The following is a 20060-nucleotide window of genomic DNA, read 5'->3' as shown; positions in this document are numbered from 1 at the left end:
GCTCTGCCCTCTTGCCTCCGGCGTTTCACTCCCCGGCCGTCGGAGGCAACATCGAAGCCAGCCAACCCAGAAGTCGCGCCCATGGCCGCAATGGTGACAACGGACGAACCGAACATCCCGGACGAGGTGGACATCCACGATCCGGCGTTCGTTGCCGATCCATTCTCGGCTTTCGAGCATTTGCGCCGGAAATGTCCGGTAGCACGCTCGAACAAATACGGGGGCTTTTGGTTGCTGAGCCGCTACGACGATGTACGGAGCGCCGCAATCAATTGGCGCGACTACACGTCCAGCGTTCCCGGCGTGACGGCCATTCCCGTGATCACGCCGCGGACCGAACCCCAACTGCCGATCGAAATCGATCCGCCCCGGCATTCGCGTTATCGCGCCCTGGTCAACCCGGTCTTCGCGCCGCAGCGAATTGCCGCGATCACACCTCGCGTAAAAATGCTGGCCCGGTCGCTCTTCGAAAAGATGATCGCTGCGGGAAAGGCCGAGGCCGTTGCCGAATTCTGCGTGCCGGTTGCGATCACGTCGCTCGCGGCCTTCACCGACGTGCCGCTGCAAGACTCGGACAAGTGGGTCGGCTGGATCACCAGCATGTTCAACGTGAGGGACCCGAGCGCTGGAGCGACGGCAAGCCGCGAACTCAACACCTATATCGAGACCCTCATTGCCGCGCGACGCGCCAAGCCGACGGGCGATTTCGTCAGCATGCTGATAGCGGCCGAGATTGACGGCGAAAGGCTCGACGACATTCAGATCCGCTCGTTCATGACGGTCGTGTTCGGCGCGGGTTTCGAGACCACGGCGGACGCCCTTTCGGTCATGCTGCTCTGGCTGGCCGAGCATCCGGAGGCGCTGGATCGGCTTGCCAGCGAACCGGAGCTTGTTCCGACCGCGGTGGAGGAGTTCCTGCGCTATTCCTCGCCGATCGAGATTTTCGGCCGCAATGCCTCGCATGATTTGTGCCTGCACGGTCGCGACATAAGGCGGGGCGACATTGTGGCCCTTGGTTTCGGCGCGGCGAACCGGGACCCGTCGGTATTCGATGCGCCGGACGAGATGCGCCTCGATCGCAGTCCCAACAAGCATCTCACCTTCGGAGCCGGCCCGCATCTGTGCGCCGGCGCCGGCGTGGCGCGCATGGAAATGGCGGTGACGCTCGAAACGCTGATCGAGACCGGCGCAAGGCTCGCACCGGGATCGGAGCAAGAGCTTCGCTGGAAGACACGCGGCGACCGGCGCGGGCTCGCTCGACTGCCGCTCACAATCGACACGAGAAAGACGAACCGAAGATGACGCTTCAACCCACCACCCGCATCCGCTTCCACGGCGTGGCCGCCTACGAGATCGTGACGAGCAACGGGCTGCGCATCCTTTGCGACCCGTTCCTCGACCAGAATCCTGGAGCCGCGACCAAATCCACCGACTTCGACCATGTCGATCTGGTGATCGTCAGCCATGCGGCGTTCGATCATCTCGGCGACACCGACAAGATCGCCGCCGCGTACGGCTGTCCGGTTGTCTGCGGCGGCGAGGTGAAGGCCTGGCTGATGGATCGCGGCATCCCGGCCAGCCAGATCCGCGCGACGACCTGGGGCATTCGGGTCAAGGTGGCCGGCATTGAGATCCAGCCGCTGGAGTGCCATCACTGGTCGCAGATCAGGCTGATGGACAACTCCTTCATCTCCGGCGTGCCGATGGCCTTCATCGTCTATGCCGACGGGCTGCGCTTCTATCACTATGGCGATACCGCCATTTTCTCCGACCTGAAACTGCAGGGCGAACTCTATAAACCCAATGTCGGCTGCATCGGCATCGCCAATCCGCAGGAGATCCTGCATCTCAATCCGATGCCGGGAGAAATGCTGACGGGCGAGATGAGTCCCTATGAAGGTGTGCTGGCGACCCAGTGGCTCGGACTCGAGACTGTCCTGCCATGCCACTACATCACGCTCGATGGCGACAAGGACGTCGCCGACTACATGGAACATCACGGCGCGGCCAGGGCTCGCGGCGAGGCCATTGCCGATCCCTATCTGCTGCGGGCCGGCGACTGGATCGAATTCGATGCCGATGGCAGGGTCGTGCGCCCCGCGAAGGCGGCATGATGCGGGCCGCCATTTTCGACCAACCGCAGTCGATCCGCATCACCGATGCGCCGAAGCCCGTTCCTGGGCCGGGCGAAGTGCTGGTACGCGTCAGGGCCGCGGGCCTTTGCGCCGGTGATCTCTATATCTATACCGGCAAGAACCCCTATGTGACCTATCCTCGGATCGGCTGTCACGAAATCGCCGGCAGGGTCGAGGCTTACGGGCCAGGAGCGGCCGGTCCGAAGGTCGGGACGCGGGTCGTCGTCGACCCCTTCATCGGTTGCGGCCATTGCTATCCCTGTCGGATCGGCAAACGCAATTGCTGCGCCAATCTCACCATCATCGGGGTGCATCGCGAAGGCGGCTTCGCTGAATTCGTCACCGCGCCCGCGGGCAATCTGAACGTCGTGCCGGAAGGGCTCTCCGACTTCGAGGCGGCGTTCGCCGAGCCCGTCGCCATCGGCGTGCAGGGCTGCCGGCGCGGCATGGTCACGGACGAGGACACGGTCCTCGTCCTTGGCGCGGGTCCGATCGGGCTGGCGATCGTCGAGGTCGCGCGGGCCCATGGCGCGAAGGTCTATGCCACGGATCTGTCGGCGGAGCGGCTGTCCACCGCCGCCGATCTGGGCGCAATCCCTGTGGCCGGCGGTGAAGGGCTGCTTGAACGGGTGACGGAGATCACGAAAGGCGAAGGCATGCCCGTGGTGATGGAGGCTACGGGGGCGGCGCCGGCGATGGAGCAGACCATCGATCTGGTTGCCGCCGGCGGCCGCGTCGTCATTCTCGGTCTCGTCAAGAAAGGACAAGGCGTCACGCTGCCCGGGCTGGATTTCACCCGCAAGGAGGTCACCATCCTCGGTTCGCGCGCCTCCGTCGATTGCTTTCCCGAGGCGCTCGACCTGCTTGCGTCGGGCAAGATTCATTACCCCAAAATCGCCAGCAGCTTTGCGCTGTCCGAGGCGCCCACCGTCTTCAAAACACTCGCTGACAATCCGATGGCCCTGCACAAGGCCGTCTTCATCCCGGAGGCCGCATGAAATTCGTCACTTTCTCTCACAGGCAGGCCGGGCATCGCCAGCACGCCGGCATTCTGGACGGCGAGCAGGTCGCCTGCCTGGCCGAAGCAGGACTGGCAGCGTCGGTGCTCGAGGTCGTGCAAGGCGGCGGGGCGGCGCTGGAGAAAGTCCGCGCGGGACTTGCCAAGGCGCCGCGCTATGCGCTTGCCGATACTATCCTCGAAGCGCCCATTCGCCCCGGCAAAGTGCTCTGCTCCGGCATCAACTACAAAGGTCATGCCGAGGAAAACCCGAATGCCAAAATGCCGACCGAGCCGTTCTTCTTCGCCAAGCTGCCGTCATCGGTGGTCGGGCCCGATGTGCGGGTCGAAAAGCCGGTCCGGACGGAGCAGATGGATTATGAGGTCGAATTCACGGCCGTGATCGGCAAACATCTGCACAAGGCTTCCGAAGCCGACGTGATGCCGGCGATCTTCGGCTATACGCTGCTCAACGACATCTCGGCCCGCGACGTCCAATTCAAGGACAACCAGATCACCATCGGCAAGAATTTCGCGGGCTTCGCACCGATCGGCCCATGCATCGTCACCGCTGATGAACTGACCAGGCCGGACGACGTGGCGCTCAAGACAAGGCTGAACGGCAAGCTTTTGCAGAACGGCAGCACGTCGGACTGGCTGTTCTCGCTGCCGCGGCTGATATCCTTCCTTTCGCACTACGTGCCGCTGGAACCAGGCGACCTCGTCTCGACCGGAACGCCGGCGGGCGTCGGCGCCTTCCAGAAGCCGCAGATATTCATGAAGGCTGGCGACGTCGTGGAAATCGAGGCCGCCGGCATCGGTGTGCTTAGAACCCCCATCGTGGCCGGATAGAGGGCATGGACCGGTCCCTGCGCATCGGCGTGATCGGCTGCGGCTTCTTCGCGCAGAACCATTTGCATTCCTGGAGCGACCTCGCCGAAAAGGGCGCCCAGCTTGCCGCCGTCTGCGACGTGGATGCCGCCAAGGCGCGCGCGGCCGGCGAGACATTCCGTGTGCCGTATTATTCGGACGCCACAAAGATGCTCGAGGCCGAGCGCCTCGATGTGGCCGATATCGTGACTCGCCACGACACGCACAGGCCGTTGGCGGAAATGGCGCTCGCGCGCGGCCTGGCCACGATCGTGCAGAAGCCCTTCGCATCGACATGGGAAGATTGCATCGCGATCGTCGAAGCAGCGCACAAGGCAAATGCGTGGCTTGCCGTGCATGAGAACTTTCGGTTTCAGGCGCCGATGCGCGCCGTCCGCAAGGTAATCGACAGCGGCGCGATCGGAACACCGAGCTGGGCAAGGATACGCTTCAGGACCGGCTTCAACGTCTACAAGACCCAGCCCTATTTCTATGACGAGGAGCGGCTCGCGATTGCCGATGTCGGTATCCACATGCTGGACCTGTCCCGCTTCTTCCTCGGCGAGGTCGAGCACATCTCCTGCGAAACACAGAAGCGCAATCCACGCATCCGCGCCGAGGACACGGCGACCATGCTGCTCAGGCATCAAAGCGGCGCGGTGTCGGTCGTGGAATGCACCTACGAGTCGCGCCGATTGCCGGATCATTTCCCTGAAACGCTGCTCGTCATCGAAGGTCCGAGGGGAGCCATTTCGCTCGAAGCCGGTTGCAGCATGACGGTGACCAGCGATGGCGCGACGTGGACCGAAGACGCAAGCTCGCCGCTCCTGTCCTGGACCGCTTATCCCTGGCATGTCGCCCAGCAAGGCGTGATCGGTGCATGCGGCCATTTCCTCGACAGCCTGCAGCGCGGCGTTCCGCCCGAAACCAGCGGTGAGGACAATCTCAAGACATACGCGTTGGTCGATGCCGCCTATCGCGCCGCCAGCGAACGGCGCGCGGTCGAACCTAAGCGTTGGAACCCTGGCTTAGCCAATGGCGGAGAGCGGCCATGAGCATTTCGCCTGCCGAAGCGGCCTTTGCCCTCACCGTCGTTTTCGATCTTGTCGAAGGGACCTTTCCCGAATTCTACCGGCTCGTTTCGCAGAACGCGTCTCTGTCGGTGGAACTCGAGCCGGGATGTCTGCGCTTCGATGTGCTGACGCCGTTAGGCACGCAAAAGCCGTCCCAGATATTCCTGTACGAGATCTATCGCGATCGGGCTGCCTTCGACCTGCACCTCGCTTCGGCTCACTATCTGAGCTTCGATGCCAGCACGCGTGACATGGTGAGCCGCAAGACTGTCGTCACCTACAGGGTGGACGAGAATTCCAAGCAGGCGGTGGCATGACCGCCAATGCCGATCTCCTTGCGCTTTACGGCACCGACGAGCCGCTTCCGCAACGGAAGCTTCTTGCCGCCGGACCGCTGACCGCCGTTCTCGAGGACGGCAATCTGCGGACGATCTGTTTTGCCGGCGTGGAGGTGGTTCGGGCGATCAACTATCTCGCGCGCGATGCGTCCTGGGGGACTTACAAGGCCGAGCTTTCCAACATGCGAATTTCCGAGGACGGCACGTCGTTCGAGCTTCGCTATGACGGACTCTGCGCCGGCCCGCAGGGACGTTTCGCCTATCGCATGAAGATTCGTGGCGACGCGTCGGGCGAGCTGACCTTGCAAGCGGATGGCGTGGCGCTCACCGATTTTCCCACCAACCGCACCGGTTTCGTGGTGCTTCATCCTTCAGAGGCGGCGGGCAAAAGGCTGACCATCCGGCATAGCGACGGAAGCATCGAGGAGACGACATTTCCCAAATTGATCAGCCCGGACCAGCCTGCCTTCGACATTTCAGCGCTGACGCACGAGCCAGCACCCGGCTTGGTCTGCGCCGTCGCCATGGAAGGCGATGCCTTCGAGATGGAGGACCAGCGCAACTGGACGGACGCCTCGTTCAAGACTTATGTGCGGCCGCTCTCAAAGCCCCGACCTTATGTCATCGGCAAAGGTGTAAAGGACATACAGCGCGTCACGGTTTCCGTGCACGCCGAAACATCGGCGCCTGGACCGGCTATCAGCAATACAGCAACCCTGACCCTTGGCGGACCTGCCGGGCGGATCCCGTCGATAGCGCTGTTCGTCGATCCCGACCAACTGCCGGCAGCCATCGCCGGCGCGGCTTCGCTTGGCCCGGTGCCGGAGATCATACTGCGCTTCGACAGCGCGCGCGGGCATGATCGGCGCGTGCTGGAAAAGGCAGCCGAGCTTGCGAGCGCGCTTGGCGCCCGGCTGGCGCTCGAGGCGATCTTTGATGCGATCCACCCCGGGGCCGAGGCCCAGACCCTTGCAGCTATGGTTCGCTTGGCGCGCGTCGAACCGAGCGCCATTCTGGTTTCACCACGGCGCGAATTCAAGACACGCCCCTCGAACCATTTGCCGAACGGTGAGCGATCGATTGACGAGATCGTGCAGGCATTGCGGGCTGTCGGTCTCGCTTGCCCGATAGGGGCTGGTACGCCCTCCCTATTCACCGAATTCAACCGCAACCCGCCGACCGGCAATGCGGATTTCGTCTTCTTCGGCAACAGCGCCATCGTGCATGCCGCCGATGAGCAGTCGGTCATGGAAACCCTGACCGTTTATCCTGCAGTCATGGAGACAGCACGGCAATTGTGTCCCGGAAAGCCGATCTGGCTTGGGCCTTGCACGATCGGCTTGCGGCACAATCCCTATGGTGAGGCGGTCGCAGCCAATCCCGGAAATAACCGGGTGCCCGCCGCCGGCACCGACCCGCGTCAGCGGGCATTGTTCGGTGCCGCCTTTGCCGTCGGCGTCGCGGCCCGGGCCGCTGAGACAGCCGCCGAGCGGTTGATATTGGCAGAACCGACTGGCCCCTTCGGTCTCTTGAACGAGGACGGCTCCCGACGACCTTTGCAAGCCGTCCATGCCCAAATCGCTGAGGCCGCCGGCGTCGAACGCTATGGGATTTCGAGTGATTGGCCAGGCGTGGCAGCGATTGCCTTTCGCCTCGGCAACACGATCCGCGTGCTGGCGGCCAACCTGACTCCAGTGCCGATCGACATAGCGCTATCCTCGGATGCTAAACTGCTCTGCGTTGCAAATGAGGACACGAAGCCGGCGAAGTCCCCGCTGACCACCCACTCATTGGGGCCGTACAACTCTGTCGCTCTTCAGTTTGTCCAGACACCAAGTCGACCAGACGGCAGGCCCAGGAAAAGCTGAACGTCAAGATACGCAATCGAAAGCGTCTCGTCTCCCAGCTATTTGCGCGGGCGGGATGATGGCGCCCGGCAGGAGCATGGAGTGCGCGGACAGGCCTCAAGATCAGCAGCTTCTGCAGGCGAGCGGGGCCTCTGAAGCGCTGAACCTTCGATTTTTGCGTCGGCGTCGAACCGCCAAAGACGTGTGCGGTCAACCGCCTCCGTACATGAGCTTCGGCAGCCAAATGACGATCGAGGGGAACACGATGCACAACCCTACTCCGATCGCCTGCAGGCATAAGAAGGGAACGGCGGATCGGAAGATCGTCGCCATCGATATCTCCGGTGGCGCGACACTCTTCAAGTAAAACAGTGAATAGCCGAACGGTGGGCTCAGGAACGCCATCTGCATGTTGACCATGAAAATGACGCCATACCACAGCGGCACGTCTTCAGGAGCCACACCGGCTAAGCCGAACGTACCGCCGAATTCGAGGGACTTAAGGATGGGCAGAAATATCGGTACGGTGAGAAGGAGAATGCCCACCCAGTCCAGAAACATGCCAAGGACGAACAGGATGATCATCATCAGAACAAGAATGCCGTAAGGCGCGAATCCAGTTCCGAGAATGGATTCGGCGACGAAGCTCTGCCCGCCCTTCAGGATGAAGAAGCCGACGAACATGGTGGCTCCGAAGAATATCCACATCACCATCGCAGTCGCCTTGAGGGTCGCCACGCCGGCTTCCCGGATCGTGTCCCAAGTCAGGCGGCGATGGGCGGCGCATACGATGAAAGCACCGAATGTGCCGATGCCGGCGGCTTCAACAGGCGTTGCTATGCCAAGGAAGATGACCCCGAGCACAAGCAGGATGAGCAGAATGGGCATGAACGTGCGGCGCAGAAGCCTCAGCTTCTCCCCAAAGCCGATGCGCTCGCTCGGCGGCAAAGCCGGGCCGAGCTTGGGGTTGATGTAGCAGCGCGCCGTGACGTAGACGACATACATCCCCGACAGCAGCAGCCCTGGGAATACCGACCCGATCAAAAGCTCGCCTAACGACTGTTGCGCGACGACGGCGTAGACGATCGCCATCACCGAAGGCGGTATGAGGATGCCAAGCGTTCCTCCGGCGAGCAGCGAGCCGCAGGCGAGCTTTGCGTCGTAGTTGCGGCGGAGCATCGCTGGCAGAGCGATCATGCCCATTGTCACTTCCGTCGCACCGACGACCCCAACCATTGCTGCGAGCAGGGTGCACGAGATTATGGTGGCCGAGGCAAGTCCGCCTTTCAGCCCACCCAGCCATTTATAGACGACGTCAAACAGCTCCTCGATGATCCCCGCTTTCTGAAGGATCGCGGCCATGAAGATAAACAGCGGCACCGCCGAGAGCTGATAATCCGTCATGAAGGGAAAAATCCGCGACGGCAGCATGTTCAGCATGGCCGCATTACCGAATAAGAAGAGGAAGAGAACGGCGAGGCTGCCCGTGCAGAAGGCCATTGGTAGCCCGAGCAATAAAAGAACGCCCAGTCCGCCGAACATCAGGATGCTCAGCCACAGGATTGGAAGCTCGAGACCCATGGCTTAGCGGAGCCTTCTTGTTGCGGTCGCGATGTCACGCATCAGGCGAGACACGCCTTGAAGCAGCAGCAGCGCGGCGCCAACAGGAATCGCCAGCTTCACCGGCCAATATTGAATACCCCACTCGGTGAAAGAACTCTCGCCCACCGCCATCGCGTCGCTGGCAAAACGCCAGCCGGCAACGAGCATTGTACCCACGAACAGGAAAAAGAACGCCGAGGTGATGATATCGCAGATCGCCCGGCCACGCTCGGAGAGGTGGCTGTACACGATGTCGACCCTGACATGGGTCTCATCGCGATAGGCATAGGCCCCAGCCAGCATGTATTGCATGCCGAACATCAGAAACATGCTCTCGTGCACCCAGTTGGTCGGGGAGTTGAAAACGAAGCGGGCGACCACCTCGTAATAGTACGCCATGACCGCGAGGACCGACCAATAGGCGACGAACTCGCCTGTCACTCTTACAAGCCAGTCGACCGGCCTAAATGGCGCAAGAGGCTGTTTGACGGGCGTCGCGGGCACATCGACGACGATCTCATGGTGGGTTGCGGCGCGCCCAGTCTCACGGGCGCGAGCGCGCCGCACAAGACCGGGTATGAGAAGGGCGTCGCCGACGACAATGAGACCGAGCAGAAGTCCCGCAATCCGGCTGATGCTGCTGTCCCACTCGAGCCCGTGAACGGCCGCCGTCAGATTGTTGCGCGCCGCCGCGGCCTCAGCCTCAGCTTTTGCAAGTCGATCGGCAGCCCCCTGCTTGTTGGCTGCCATATCTGCCTTGGCACGCGGCAACAGTCTCTCGGCGTGCTCGCTCTGGGATCGCGCGAGTGAAACTGCCTCGCGTCCATCGCGCACCTGGGTGCTTGTCCAAAGTACCGCGATGAAGAACGGGATAAAAATGAATCCCCACCTGCTCTTCAGATAGAAGCGGTGCATGCCGAGGAAGCCGGCTGTGACCAGGAACAGATAGGCAAGAAATAGGTTTGGACGGCCCGGATCACGCTGTGCCCGTTCTCGATGGATAAAATGAACGGCGGCCAGCGGAAAGACCGCGAGGGTTAACCAGTAGAGCCAGTGCGGCAGCACAAATGTTAGGGAAGGCATCGGCGAACGCCTGCTGCAGGAGCGAGCGCCCGTCCGGCTCAGGACGGGCGAAAGAGGATTCACAGGTTGATGGTCAGCCCCTGGTACATGTCCGGAGTGACATAACCGACTGTCGGGTTCTCCATGACCTCGAGCTGCAACTTGAAGATGCGCGCTGCGTCCTTGTCCTTGTTGGCCCACTCGAACCAGATGGGCACCGCGATTTCCTGGAACTTCTGGAGGTCCTCCGGTCCAAGCCGATTGATTTCAATGCCGGCATCAAGGAATTTTTGCCAAGCCTCCATGTCGGCCTTCTGGATCGAGCCGAAATGGGCATTGGAATAGACTTGGATCTCGTCTTCCACGAACTTCTTGAGGTTGTCCGGGAGTTGGTTCCAGACATTCATGTTGACGGCAAAGTCCATCAGGTCGACGGGCTGGTATACGGACATCAGACCGGCTGGACCCATGGAAATGTACTTGGTCACCTGCTGGAAACCGAGGGCCCAATTTACGGCCGGACCGGTGTAGTCGGCGGCATCGATCGTGCCCTTTTCCAGCGCGGAGAACACCTCGCCGCCCGGCAGCAACGTCGTCTTGGCACCGGCTTTCGCGAAGGTTTCGGCGATCATGCCGCCCGGTACGCGCAGTTTCAGATCCCTAAAATCCTCGATTGAGCGGATCGGTGTCTTTGAGTGGATGATGTTCGGGCCGTGATGAATGCGGTTGACGTAGTAAAGGCCTTGTTTCGCATAAAGGTCGCGCGCGGCCTGCAGACCACCTTTTGAATAGAAAAAGATATCCCATTCGTGCGGATAGCGTAGCCCCAACGTGTAAGAGGACAGGAACGCCGTAGCGGGAAGCTTGCCGGCCCAATAAAGTGAAAACGAGTTCATCGCTTCCAGAACGCCGTTCTTCACCCCGTCGAGGAGTTCGAAGTCACCAACGATATCCTTTGCCTTGAACGGCTGAAATTCGAGTTGGCCTCCGGTTTTTTCCTTGATGGTGCCACACCAGTTTTGGAAGGTTTCAAGTCCGACACCCGCCGGCCACGAGGTTTGGATTTTCCAGGTGATTGCGTCTGCGGCTCCGGCCCTTCGAACCCAGGGCGCGGTGACCGCCGTCGCCGTTAGCCCAGCGACAAGTCCACTCGTCTTCAGAAATCTTCGCCTTGATTGGGAACGCGATTCTCCGTCCATTGCTTTCCTCCCTGTTCGGCAAGCGGGCAAATGATGGGCCCGTCGCCGGTCTCAAATCGCAAAATCAATGACGCAAAGGATGTCCCGTTCTTGTGGGACCAGAGCTGCCTCCTTTTTCGCAGTCGTTTCCAGCCGGATGCCAACGCCACAAACGATAGCGACAGGGACCGGCGCAGCCTGTAAATAACATAACGCGGCGCAATCATTTTCAACCACTGCGCGCCCGATCCATAGTATGCCTGTGCGGCTGTAATAAATCCATTGGTGAGTCACGCCCAATGACGCGCTCGGGGCGTCGATCTGATGCTTCAGAATTGGGATTGGGGTAAGAGCCATCGGCTCGTACTGAGCGAGTCCTTGCGGGCCCGCAAGGTCAGTCAGATGTAGGACGCGCGAGTTGCTGGTGATGAGCTGTTCGACACGCAATGCTGAATTGCGCGATTGAGATGGGGCACACTCAGTCCGAGCGCGTCCGCCATGACTTCCCCATGCGGTATAAACCAGCTCTTGCAAATGGCGTTCGGGCGTCTCCCAGCTATTTGCGCAGGCGGGATGATGGCGGCGCCCGGCGGGAGCATGGAGTGCGCGACAGGCCTTAAGCAGCTTCTGCGGGCGTCCCCTGGATACGGATTGGTCAGCCGACCGTCGCTTGACCCGTTGCCTCCTTAATCTTGTCCAAGACCGCTTCAGGCGCCACGTCGCGCTTCAGCTCCTTCAACTCATTGTCTGCTTCCGTCGGAACATCCAGGCGCTTCGCGATCTCCTCGACCAGTTTGATGAGCTTGGTCGTCTCATGCTCGTTGAGCAGGCTCACCTGCAGATCGAGGTCTGCCCGCGCATCATCCTGGGCGGCCATGCGGTTCTGGTTGATCAGTACGAACGTTGAGAGAAAGATCGCCTCGACCGAGGCGAACATGGCCAGGATAACCAGAGAAGGATCCCAGGGTTTTATAAAGTTCACGATCCCGAAATTTAGGCCGATCCAGGCGCCAAAGAAGACGAGGTGGATGTAGACGAACATCATGCTGCCGGCAAACCTGCTGATTGCCGCCGCCGCGCGCTGCTCCACCGATGCTGCCTTGGCATCGCGCTTTCGCCTCTCGACCAGTGCCTCGATGTTCCGCGCCAGGGCAGGGGCGAGGCCTTCCGCCGCCGGCGTGGTCGGAGTGGCGTAGCCCTGGTCCTCTGGAGCGGCTGTGGGATTCATTGTTGTCTCTCCCGTCTAGGCAGCCTAACTCGCTATTTGGCAATTCGCTCCATTTCACCGCTGTCCAGAGTGCCGAACGAGCGTCTTGTCCGGCGATCCTGCCCGATGCAACAGCGGTTGCTGCAGACCGGTGCAGGCTCGCTTCGCGTTGAGTTCGCAGGGCAGGACTCCTACTTAAGGGGATGCCCGCGAGCAGAAAAATCGATTCGACTGCACGGCTGGTTGCAGAGTGGCCGCTATCCCCGGCGGCGACGCTTGGATCGTCGGTGCGGGCGAGGGGCATTTTTCTTGAAATGCGCGCTCGCCTTCCGACGGACTTGAGAAGCCTGCTCCATAGCGAGTCCCGGGTTCTTACCTTGCGTCTGCCGGAGGGCTCCCATGCCAATGTTGAGGCCGCATCGGCGATCGTGTCCAAAGCCATGCAGGACATCGAAGACTTGCCCGTCATGCCTCGCGAGGTCGAGGACATTCTGACGATCTCGGCGGGCGAGCGTCAGCGCTGGCTCAAGGCCGGCCGCTTGCAGAGCGCCGGGACGCGGACCGTGAAACTGCGTGGGCGCGCGAGGAAAATCACCTTCCACGTTTTTGATCCGCGCCTGATCGAGGATGTGCTCGACCGTGATCTTGTAGCTGTCTGGCGCGAGGAAGACGCTGCGAGAGCCGCCGAGAACCGACGCCGAGCCGCTGCAAAGGCGGCGCTCAAGCGCTCGCAAAAGAGCCGCGGCGCGGCCGCAACCGACGACAGCCAAAGCGAGGCAGTCCACTCCAAGTTGCGCGGCTGGGAAGACTTCGAGAGCGACGGGCTCCTCCGCTGAGGCGGGGACGCCGTGTCATCTTGTGGGCGGACCTCAGCGCCCTTTGGGACAGCGATGTCGGCCTCGCGGTCCCCACCGGGCGGCGAGAGACCGGCGCGCCGACGAGAAACGCGCTAAGCGCGTCACCCGGCGACATATTCACGATACTCTTCGGTGGTGACACTCGGAGTCGGCCTCGCGTCTCGAAGAAGGCTGCAAAGATAATTGGCGGCAGTGTGGGAAAGAGCGTGACCATAGAGACATGACAAAGCAGAGAATTCTTTTTGATACCGATCCCGGCGTAGATGATGCCCTTGCGCTGCTTTACCTGCACCGTCATCCCAACATCGAACTGCTCGGCATCACAACCGTCTTCGGCAACGCATCGATATCGGTTACAACGCGCAATGCCAGGTTCCTCGCCGAGGCTTGGGGGATCAAAGCGCCCGTTCACGCCGGTGCTTCCGTTCCGCTAAACTGGTCCGGGGCGCCGCACCCCTATCCTGTCCATGTTCATGGCGCGAACGGGCTGGGGGATTATCCTATTGCCCAGGAAGCGCGGGAGGAGAAGGACACTGCCGCGCGATTCATCGTCGATACCGTCCGGCAGAATCCGCGTCAGGTGCGGTTGCTTGCTGTCGGAGGCCTGACCAACTTGGCGCGGGCACTGGAGGTTGATCCGGCGATAACAGATCTGGTGCAGGACGTCGTCGTCATGGGCGGCGCGTTCGAAGTCCCTGGCAATGTGTCGCCCGTTGCCGAGGCCAATATCTACGCAGATCCGAAGGCAGCCGATCGAGTGTTTGCAGCCTCGTGGAAAGTGACCGCGGTTCCGCTCAATCTCACAAATCAAACGGTGATGACGCGACAGGATCTCGCCGCGGTCTCGGAAGGTGCCGATGCCGCCATGCAAATGGTAGCCGCACTGTCGCAAGGCTACATCGACTTCTACTTGCAATGGGGCGAAGCGGGTATGCTCGTGCACGACTGCAGCGCCGCCGTCTACCTGACCGACCCGCACTTATTCGCCACCCGATCCGGTTCGATCGTCGTATTGGAGGACGGCCCGGCGGCAGGTATGACCGTGCAGAGACTGGGCGCCGCCAGTTATTCACCGAACGAATGGGATCAGCGTCCAGTCCAGTCGGTGTGCGTTGGTGGCGATGCTGCAGGAATCTTGGCGAGGATTTACGCTGTCTGCAGGGGAAGTTTCGCGGAGCCATCCCCAAAAAGCTAAAAAGGCTCCCTCCGGCGAGAGAGCCGCGATAGCGCGGCCGAGCCTGTGGCGCGGCTTCTACCCGCAGCCATCCAACAGGTCGGGCTCGAATGGTTCACCAGGCCCGACGCGAATGTTCCTCGAACGCGATTCTTGCAAATCGATCCGGTCTGTTCAGATCAGGACTTGTTCGTTGTCGACGGTTCGGTATCGGACAGCCTCCGGTGCACCGCCTCATCGGCTTTGTCGGCGGCGGACTTGACGACATCGCTGACCTTGTCAGCGAGCGTACCTTCGCTCGACGCCTGCCGTCCTGCTTCGTCGCTGGCCGCCTGGTAGGCTTCGGCTGCAACCTGCTTCACCTGGTCGACGCCCTTCTCGAGCGCGTCCTCGGCCCTTTCGCGAAGCTGTTCGCGATAGCCGCCGAGCCGCTCGTCTTCGAGTTGCGTGTGGGGCAGCATCGCGCCGATCGCCGCTCCGATCGCGAGACCGACAGCAGCAACTGCCAGAGGCTGCTCCTCCATCAACTGCTGCGCGGAACGAGTGGCCCTCGTCGCCATGTCGGCCGTGGCTGTCGCCGAGTTCGTCAGCGTCTCCGCCGCGCCGCTTGCCATGCCAGATACGCTGCTGGCCATGTCAGACATGGTGCCGGCCGCACTGCTGGCCATTCCCGAGACAGTGCCGGCCGCACCGCTGGCCATGTCGCCGACAGAGGCATAGGTGTCCGAAGTCATGGCTCCGGTTCCCGCCGTGGATGTGCCGTCATGCCCGTCGGAACCGCTACGGGTCGCGTAGCCGGGCGCGGGGGTTGCGGCGGAAGCGCCGCTGCCCAGCATCAGCCAGGCCAGACCGGCGCCGATTACGGTTAGTGGCAGAGGATTGTCTCGCACCTGAGTCTTCAGGTTGTGGAGCATGTCGGAGCCTGCACCGCCGCTGAAAATACCGGTGAACTCATCGAAGAGCTGGCCGGGCGTCATCTTGCCTCGAATGGACTCGGCGGTCGCCACCACCCTTGCTCGCGTGGCCTCGGCTTCGCGTTCGAGTTCGGCTGCGGATTTGTCGCTCATCTCGCTTGTTCCTTGATTACGTTCGCGTCACGCTTTAGTTGCTCCTGCGTACGGTCCGGCGCCAGCTCGGAGGGCGACATGCTTGCCATGCCGGTGCGCAAGAGGATGACACCCAGCACGGCAACGACCACTCCGACGAGCAAGGCGGACCAGCCGGCGCCCAGGCCGAGGCGGGTCAGGGCAATGACGAGCGCTTGCAGCAGCACTATCAGTGCGGCGAGGAGACATACCGCGCCGCCCAGAACCCCGACGGCGCCGGCCTCCGCTTTAGTCACGCTCTCGGACAGCTCCGCGCGCAGGAGTCTGGCCTCCGTTTGCACCAGCGTGCTCACCTGCTGTGCCAGATCGGCGACCAGAGTGCCGAGGCTTTGGTTGTCTTGAGTGTTCATTTCTTTAGCTCCGCTGCCTTCCTGGGAGCGCCGCCGTCGACGCCCCAATTGGTCGTCGCGTCATCCCATGGCTCGCTCGCCTGCGCACCAGTCTGCCTGCTCGTTTCCCTACCAGTCTTCCCAGTCTTCCGTGGCGTCGCTGCGCTCTGCCCCGCGCGGCGCGTTTCGGGGGGAGAAGCCTTCATGAACCGTCCGAGCGCCAGTCCTGCCAGCACCGAACCAGCGATCAGAGTGCCGGGATTTTGGCGGCCGAAGTTCTGAATTTCCTCAAGCACCTCGCCGAAGGGCTTCTGCTTCAACGAGGAGGACAGCCTCTCCAGTCCGCCTGCCGCATCCCGCATGAAATTCGACGCCGAGCTCTGGTCGCTGTTGGCCAGATGGTCGCTTGCGGCACGCAGAGCGCCGCCGAATGCCGCCAGGCTCGATCCGATGTCGCGCTGCGTTTCCTCGGCCCTCTCCGACAGGACCTCCTGTGCTTCCGACGCATAGTCGACTGCCCTGCGAGCGACCTCGTCGCGGGCATCGTGGAGCGCTTCGCCGGCGCTTTGGGTTTCTTTCTTAACTCGATCGGAAACTTCGTTCTTCGCCTTGCCGAAGTCGGCCGGCTCGCGGCCCTGATTATTTTCGCGCTGCATGACGCCTCCTAGTGAAAGCCGAAAAAGGAGAGTATCGCGAGCACAACCACGATGAGACCGATAAGATAGATGACACTGTTCATGGCGCAGGCTCCTCCTTGCCTGTTCCAACTTCGCGCCGGCCGCGATGTTCCCTTCCGTGACCAGGATTTTTTGTAAGTAGCTACTTACCCCGATCGGCGCCTCCGAAGCCGGTAAGCTCGTCATCCGAACAGAGCAGCCGCGGCTGCGCCGGATCGGAGATATCGAGCTTGTCCCAAGGTATGCGATAGAGGCCCTCGCGGCGGCGCAGCGCGAAGAGGTCGAGCAATGCGGTGCCGATGGCCGAGGCCGACAGGCGTTCAAAAGCTGCGAAGATGCCGACATGGAATTCGGTGACGACGAGGTCGTCGCCGTCCTGCTCGGCGATGACCTCCTCGATATGGCCGATGCTCCTGCCGCCCTGCGTGAGAACGCGCCGACCAGCCAGAAGCTCGAGATTCACATTCGCCATCCTCAGGCTCCCGGGATTCGGCCGACGATGCGATCGCGCAGCCACCTCTGCCAGGCCAAGATCTTGGTCCTGCGCACGTCGATATCGAATTCGATGTCGACGCCGATGTCGCGCACCTTGTTCCAGGCGATGCGATGCGGCCGTGCCTGCTGCTTCCCGCTCAGCCTTGCCGCCAGCCGCGCCGTTAATCGCCCAGGCCGAGCGCCAAGCCGTCGGGCCAGCGCAATCGCGCCAAGCTCGACCGCAACGACCCTCGGCGGCTTGCCCTGCCTCAGCTCGGCGACCAGTCCATCCACCTTGCCGATCTTGACCTGCTCGCGGTCGACGACCTGCTTGTCCAGGATATCGCGCAGCAGCTGCATCAGGTGCCTCCGAATATCTGCAGGGGAATAGTCACCACCGCCAGCACGAAGCCGAGCGCGATGACGAAGATCACGGCGGCATTAGAGATGACGCCGTTGCGGTGCTGGCCGACATAGCGCTCGTCATTCAGCAGGAAGAGGAACGGCACGACCGTCAGCGGCAGACTGGCGGCGGTCAACGCCATTGAGAAGATGGTGAGCCTCAGCGGGTCGAGACCAAGCGCTATCGGAACGGCTGCAAGAAAAAGCGTGAGCGTGTAGACGAGGCTGAAGCCGGGATCGTCGCGCGGCTTGAGATCCTCGCCCCAGGTCCAGCCGAACCCTTGCGCGACGAGATAAGCCTGCTGCAGCGCCACTTCCAGAGCGGCTCCGAAACAGGCGATGCCGAGCGATGCGACGAAAAGGACGAAGCCCCAGAAGCCGAACGCCGAGATCAGCATCAGCGGGAGCTGGTTGTAGTCGTCCACCTGGTTCACGCCGTGGGCGCCGAGCACAAGCGCGGCCACGATCAGCACGGCCACGGAGATCGTTCCTCCGAAGCTCATGCCGAGACCGGCAATCGCCCGATTGGTGCCGAGATAGCTCTTGTCCCATTGATCCTCGACCGCGCCCGAGGAATAGAACATGAAAAGGTAGGGCGAGATGGAAGCACCGAGGATGCTGACGGCCATGAACCAGTAGTTCGCCGTATCGTGTTGCGGCAGGCTGGGCACGGCACCGGCAGCCACCTGTTTCCATTCGGGCTTCAGCATCACCGCTGCGACGACGAAGCAGAGCGTGATCAAGCCAAGCATCGATACGCCTTTCTCGATGAGGCCGAACGTGCCTTTCCACAGCAGCAGCCACGCGAGGAAAGCCGCTGGCAATGCCCACCATTGAAAGCTGATCCCGGTGGCAAACTCGGCAGCGATGGCAACCCCGCCTATTTCTGCGGAGAGGACCAGGAAATTGACCAGAAGGACTGCAAGCAGCGGCCAAAGGAAAGCATTGAAGCCGAAGCGTTCGCGGATGCCGTCGGCGATGGTGTGATGGCTCACGGCGGCGAAGCGACCGGCCATCTCGACCAGGAAGATGATGCAGATGGTGCCGAGCACGATCGCCCAGATGAGTTGGAAGCCGAACAGGGCGCCGGCCTGCGCCGCCGTCGCCATCGAACCGACCTCCAGGAAGCCCCCGACGCTGGTCACGACGCCAAGCGAAATTTCCAGCAGCTTCTTCATCGTTGCGGCGCGAAATAGCCGCGATAGGCCGTGGCAAGATCCGCCTGCGCGGCGCGAAGCTCATTGCGTGCCTGGCTGGCCTGCGCCCGCTGTTCGGCCTCGACCGCGCTCTCCACCCCGCTTGCGGCAGTGGACAGCCGGCTGACCGCCGCCTTCAGCGTGTCTCGCTTCGCAGGATCGGAGGGCGAGGCCGATTCCACTTGCCGGCCGGCATCGGCGAGTGTCCCGGCGAAGGATTGCAAAGCAGAGGACGCGTAGTGGGACGGCGCCGCGCCCGAAAGCCACGCATCGGTCACCAGCACCGCCGCTTGCGCGATCGAGGCGGCACGCTTCGATTGCTGTTCGACGGTTTCAGACGAGGAGCAGGAAGCAAGTGTCAGTGCAAGCACCTGCAGTAAAGGCAGTTTCCGCCGAGCAATGCTGCGCAATGCTTCCTCTCACTGCTGCTGCTTCGAACATGGAGATAAAGCGGCGCAGATCGGAAGGTTCCCCGTCGAAGGCCGGTTGCACGGCACTGCCGCTTATCGGTCGCTCAGCTGCGCGTCCTCGGTGGTCGAAAGAGCGGCGATCTTGTCTATCATGGCGAGCACCGCCTGCGGGGCTGTCAGGTGCACCATATGCCCCGCATCGGGGACGACGTCGACTACCGAGTTGCCGAGATCCGCGTGCAGCCGAAACGCCTCGGCCGGCGCGTCGAAAAGCTGATCGCCGGCGCCGGCGATTATCCCAACGGGAACGGAAATGTCGTGGTGCCGAGGCGTTGCAAACGCCGCTGCGATCCACATCAGGAAGGACTCCGCCGCGATGGACCGCAGTTGCGAGGGGCGGCTCGCCAACTCCCTCGTCGTTGCGGTGAATGCCGCCGAGATCGGCGCCGGGCCAAATATCTTTCGCATTGACCAAGCCCAGCCAAGCCTGACCAGCGGCGGCAGCAAGGTGTGGCGGAAGGCCGTTCCGATCAAAGGCAAGATCGGCAACCCCGACAAGGCGAGTTCGAACCTTGGCGATGGATAGTGGTAGCCGGAGACAAGTACGACCCCGGCAACGCGCCCTGGGCGCCGTCGCGCCATCTCGAGCGCAACCGCGGCACCCCAAGAGTGGCCAAGAACAATATAGCGTCCAATTCCGAGTTTCGCGGCCGCGGCATCGATCAGATCGGCCTGGGCGGCGGCCGACCAGATCCTGCCGATCGGGCGCGAGCTCCTGCCGAAGCCTGGTCTGTCGAAAGCCAGAACACGATAGTCTGCGGCCGCTTTGTCGACGATGCCGCTTGTCGTGAAATCCTCGGCCGAAGAGCCGTTGCCATGCAGCAACAACAGCGGCATGCCCTGGCCGTCCTCGATCAGGTGCAGCCGCGCTCCGTCGACTTCGACGAAGCGTCCAAAACGTCGGCCTCGTAACGCCCGCCGCGCTCGCAGGCCATTGTAGAGGGCAAGCCCGACCGCTGCCGCGGCAAGGAGGAGGACCACGTCGTTGAACGTGGCGATGTCAGGCATGATCCCGTGCTGCTACGGAGCCATGGCACAAGCCGCTGTTGAGAGAAGCGGCGGATGT

Annotated in this window: 21 protein-coding genes; 9 read left to right on the top strand and 12 right to left on the bottom strand. The window is 62.1% G+C overall.

Annotated elements, in window-relative coordinates; genetic code table 11:
* The first annotated feature begins 81 nt into the window (after positions 1-81).
* The 7 genes from CK221_RS24190 to CK221_RS24160 are packed head-to-tail and all read left to right on the top strand — an operon-like array spanning position 82 to position 7281.
* The gene (locus CK221_RS24190; protein ID WP_095779521.1) at positions 82-1302 is read left to right on the top strand and encodes a cytochrome P450; all 1221 of its coding nucleotides are present in this window, start codon (positions 82-84) and stop codon (positions 1300-1302) included.
* Positions 1299-2114 carry an MBL fold metallo-hydrolase gene (locus CK221_RS24185; protein ID WP_095779520.1) on the top strand — a complete coding sequence of 272 codons (816 nt, stop codon included), beginning with the start codon at positions 1299-1301 and terminating at the stop codon, positions 2112-2114. Before CK221_RS24190 ends, CK221_RS24185 begins: the two co-directional genes overlap by 4 nt.
* Positions 2111-3133, top strand: coding sequence for a zinc-binding alcohol dehydrogenase family protein (locus tag CK221_RS24180; protein WP_245430725.1), 1023 nt, complete (start codon positions 2111-2113; stop codon positions 3131-3133). The genes CK221_RS24185 and CK221_RS24180 overlap by 4 nt, the downstream gene beginning before the upstream one ends.
* Positions 3130-3984 carry a fumarylacetoacetate hydrolase family protein gene (locus CK221_RS24175; RefSeq protein WP_095779519.1) on the top strand — a complete coding sequence of 285 codons (855 nt, stop codon included), beginning with the start codon at positions 3130-3132 and terminating at the stop codon, positions 3982-3984. The genes CK221_RS24180 and CK221_RS24175 overlap by 4 nt, the downstream gene beginning before the upstream one ends.
* Positions 3985-3989: 5 nt before the next feature.
* A complete protein-coding gene (locus CK221_RS24170) occupies positions 3990-5057 on the top strand; it encodes a Gfo/Idh/MocA family oxidoreductase (RefSeq protein ID WP_095779518.1) in 1068 nt (355 codons plus the stop codon).
* The gene (locus CK221_RS24165) at positions 5054-5392 is read left to right on the top strand and encodes an antibiotic biosynthesis monooxygenase (RefSeq protein WP_066994764.1); all 339 of its coding nucleotides are present in this window, start codon (positions 5054-5056) and stop codon (positions 5390-5392) included. The genes CK221_RS24170 and CK221_RS24165 overlap by 4 nt, the downstream gene beginning before the upstream one ends.
* Positions 5389-7281: a hypothetical protein gene (locus tag CK221_RS24160; RefSeq protein WP_179295195.1), complete on the top strand. Its 1893-nt coding sequence runs from the start codon at positions 5389-5391 to the stop codon at positions 7279-7281. Before CK221_RS24165 ends, CK221_RS24160 begins: the two co-directional genes overlap by 4 nt.
* Positions 7282-7470: 189 nt before the next feature.
* Here the strand turns inward: CK221_RS24160 and CK221_RS24155 are convergent, their stop codons facing one another.
* The 4 genes from CK221_RS24155 to CK221_RS24135 form a co-directional block, all read right to left on the bottom strand.
* A complete protein-coding gene (locus CK221_RS24155; protein ID WP_095779517.1) occupies positions 7471-8841 on the bottom strand; it encodes a TRAP transporter large permease subunit in 1371 nt (456 codons plus the stop codon).
* 3 nt (positions 8842-8844) lie between these two features.
* A complete protein-coding gene (locus tag CK221_RS24150) occupies positions 8845-9945 on the bottom strand; it encodes a TRAP transporter small permease subunit (protein ID WP_095779516.1) in 1101 nt (366 codons plus the stop codon).
* 59 nt (positions 9946-10004) lie between these two features.
* On the bottom strand, positions 10005-11123 hold the full coding sequence (gene dctP, locus CK221_RS24145; protein ID WP_095779515.1) for a TRAP transporter substrate-binding protein DctP: 1119 nt from the start codon (positions 11121-11123) through the stop codon (positions 10005-10007).
* 634 nt (positions 11124-11757) lie between these two features.
* Complete coding sequence (locus CK221_RS24135; RefSeq protein WP_095779513.1) at positions 11758-12330, bottom strand: DUF1003 domain-containing protein; 573 nt, start codon at positions 12328-12330, stop codon at positions 11758-11760.
* A gap of 182 nt (positions 12331-12512) precedes the next feature.
* On the opposite strand from CK221_RS24135, the gene CK221_RS24130 reads away from it, so the two are divergent.
* On the top strand, positions 12513-13145 hold the full coding sequence (locus CK221_RS24130; protein WP_066994784.1) for a hypothetical protein: 633 nt from the start codon (positions 12513-12515) through the stop codon (positions 13143-13145).
* A gap of 241 nt (positions 13146-13386) precedes the next feature.
* The gene (locus CK221_RS24125; protein WP_095779512.1) at positions 13387-14361 is read left to right on the top strand and encodes a nucleoside hydrolase; all 975 of its coding nucleotides are present in this window, start codon (positions 13387-13389) and stop codon (positions 14359-14361) included.
* A 158-nt stretch (positions 14362-14519) separates the two neighbouring features.
* Here the strand turns inward: CK221_RS24125 and CK221_RS24120 are convergent, their stop codons facing one another.
* The 8 genes from CK221_RS24120 to CK221_RS24085 all read right to left on the bottom strand — a co-directional run bounded on the left by CK221_RS24120 (position 14520) and on the right by CK221_RS24085 (position 20002).
* A complete protein-coding gene (locus CK221_RS24120; protein WP_095779511.1) occupies positions 14520-15407 on the bottom strand; it encodes a DUF3618 domain-containing protein in 888 nt (295 codons plus the stop codon).
* Positions 15404-15796, bottom strand: coding sequence for a phage holin family protein (locus CK221_RS24115; protein WP_066994794.1), 393 nt, complete (start codon positions 15794-15796; stop codon positions 15404-15406). The genes CK221_RS24120 and CK221_RS24115 overlap by 4 nt, the downstream gene beginning before the upstream one ends.
* Complete coding sequence (locus CK221_RS24110) at positions 15793-16638, bottom strand: hypothetical protein (RefSeq protein ID WP_245430724.1); 846 nt, start codon at positions 16636-16638, stop codon at positions 15793-15795. The genes CK221_RS24115 and CK221_RS24110 overlap by 4 nt, the downstream gene beginning before the upstream one ends.
* Entirely contained in the window at positions 16595-16924 is a 330-nt protein-coding gene (locus tag CK221_RS24105; RefSeq protein ID WP_095779509.1) for a hypothetical protein, read from the bottom strand. The genes CK221_RS24110 and CK221_RS24105 overlap by 44 nt, the downstream gene beginning before the upstream one ends.
* Positions 16925-16926: 2 nt before the next feature.
* Positions 16927-17286 carry a hypothetical protein gene (locus tag CK221_RS24100; protein ID WP_095779508.1) on the bottom strand — a complete coding sequence of 120 codons (360 nt, stop codon included), beginning with the start codon at positions 17284-17286 and terminating at the stop codon, positions 16927-16929.
* Positions 17286-18506 carry a divalent metal cation transporter gene (locus tag CK221_RS24095; RefSeq protein ID WP_095779507.1) on the bottom strand — a complete coding sequence of 407 codons (1221 nt, stop codon included), beginning with the start codon at positions 18504-18506 and terminating at the stop codon, positions 17286-17288. Before CK221_RS24095 ends, CK221_RS24100 begins: the two co-directional genes overlap by 1 nt.
* Positions 18503-18934: a hypothetical protein gene (locus CK221_RS24090; RefSeq protein WP_143749093.1), complete on the bottom strand. Its 432-nt coding sequence runs from the start codon at positions 18932-18934 to the stop codon at positions 18503-18505. Before CK221_RS24090 ends, CK221_RS24095 begins: the two co-directional genes overlap by 4 nt.
* A gap of 93 nt (positions 18935-19027) precedes the next feature.
* Positions 19028-20002 (bottom strand): alpha/beta hydrolase, encoded by a 975-nt coding sequence (locus CK221_RS24085; protein WP_095779505.1) that lies wholly within the window; start codon positions 20000-20002, stop codon positions 19028-19030.
* Positions 20003-20060: the final 58 nt, after the last annotated feature.

The sequence above is a fragment of the Mesorhizobium sp. WSM3868 genome, from assembly GCF_002294785.1.
Classification (GTDB): Bacteria; Pseudomonadota; Alphaproteobacteria; order Rhizobiales; family Rhizobiaceae; genus Mesorhizobium.
This window is presented reverse-complemented; position numbering and strand designations above follow the sequence as displayed.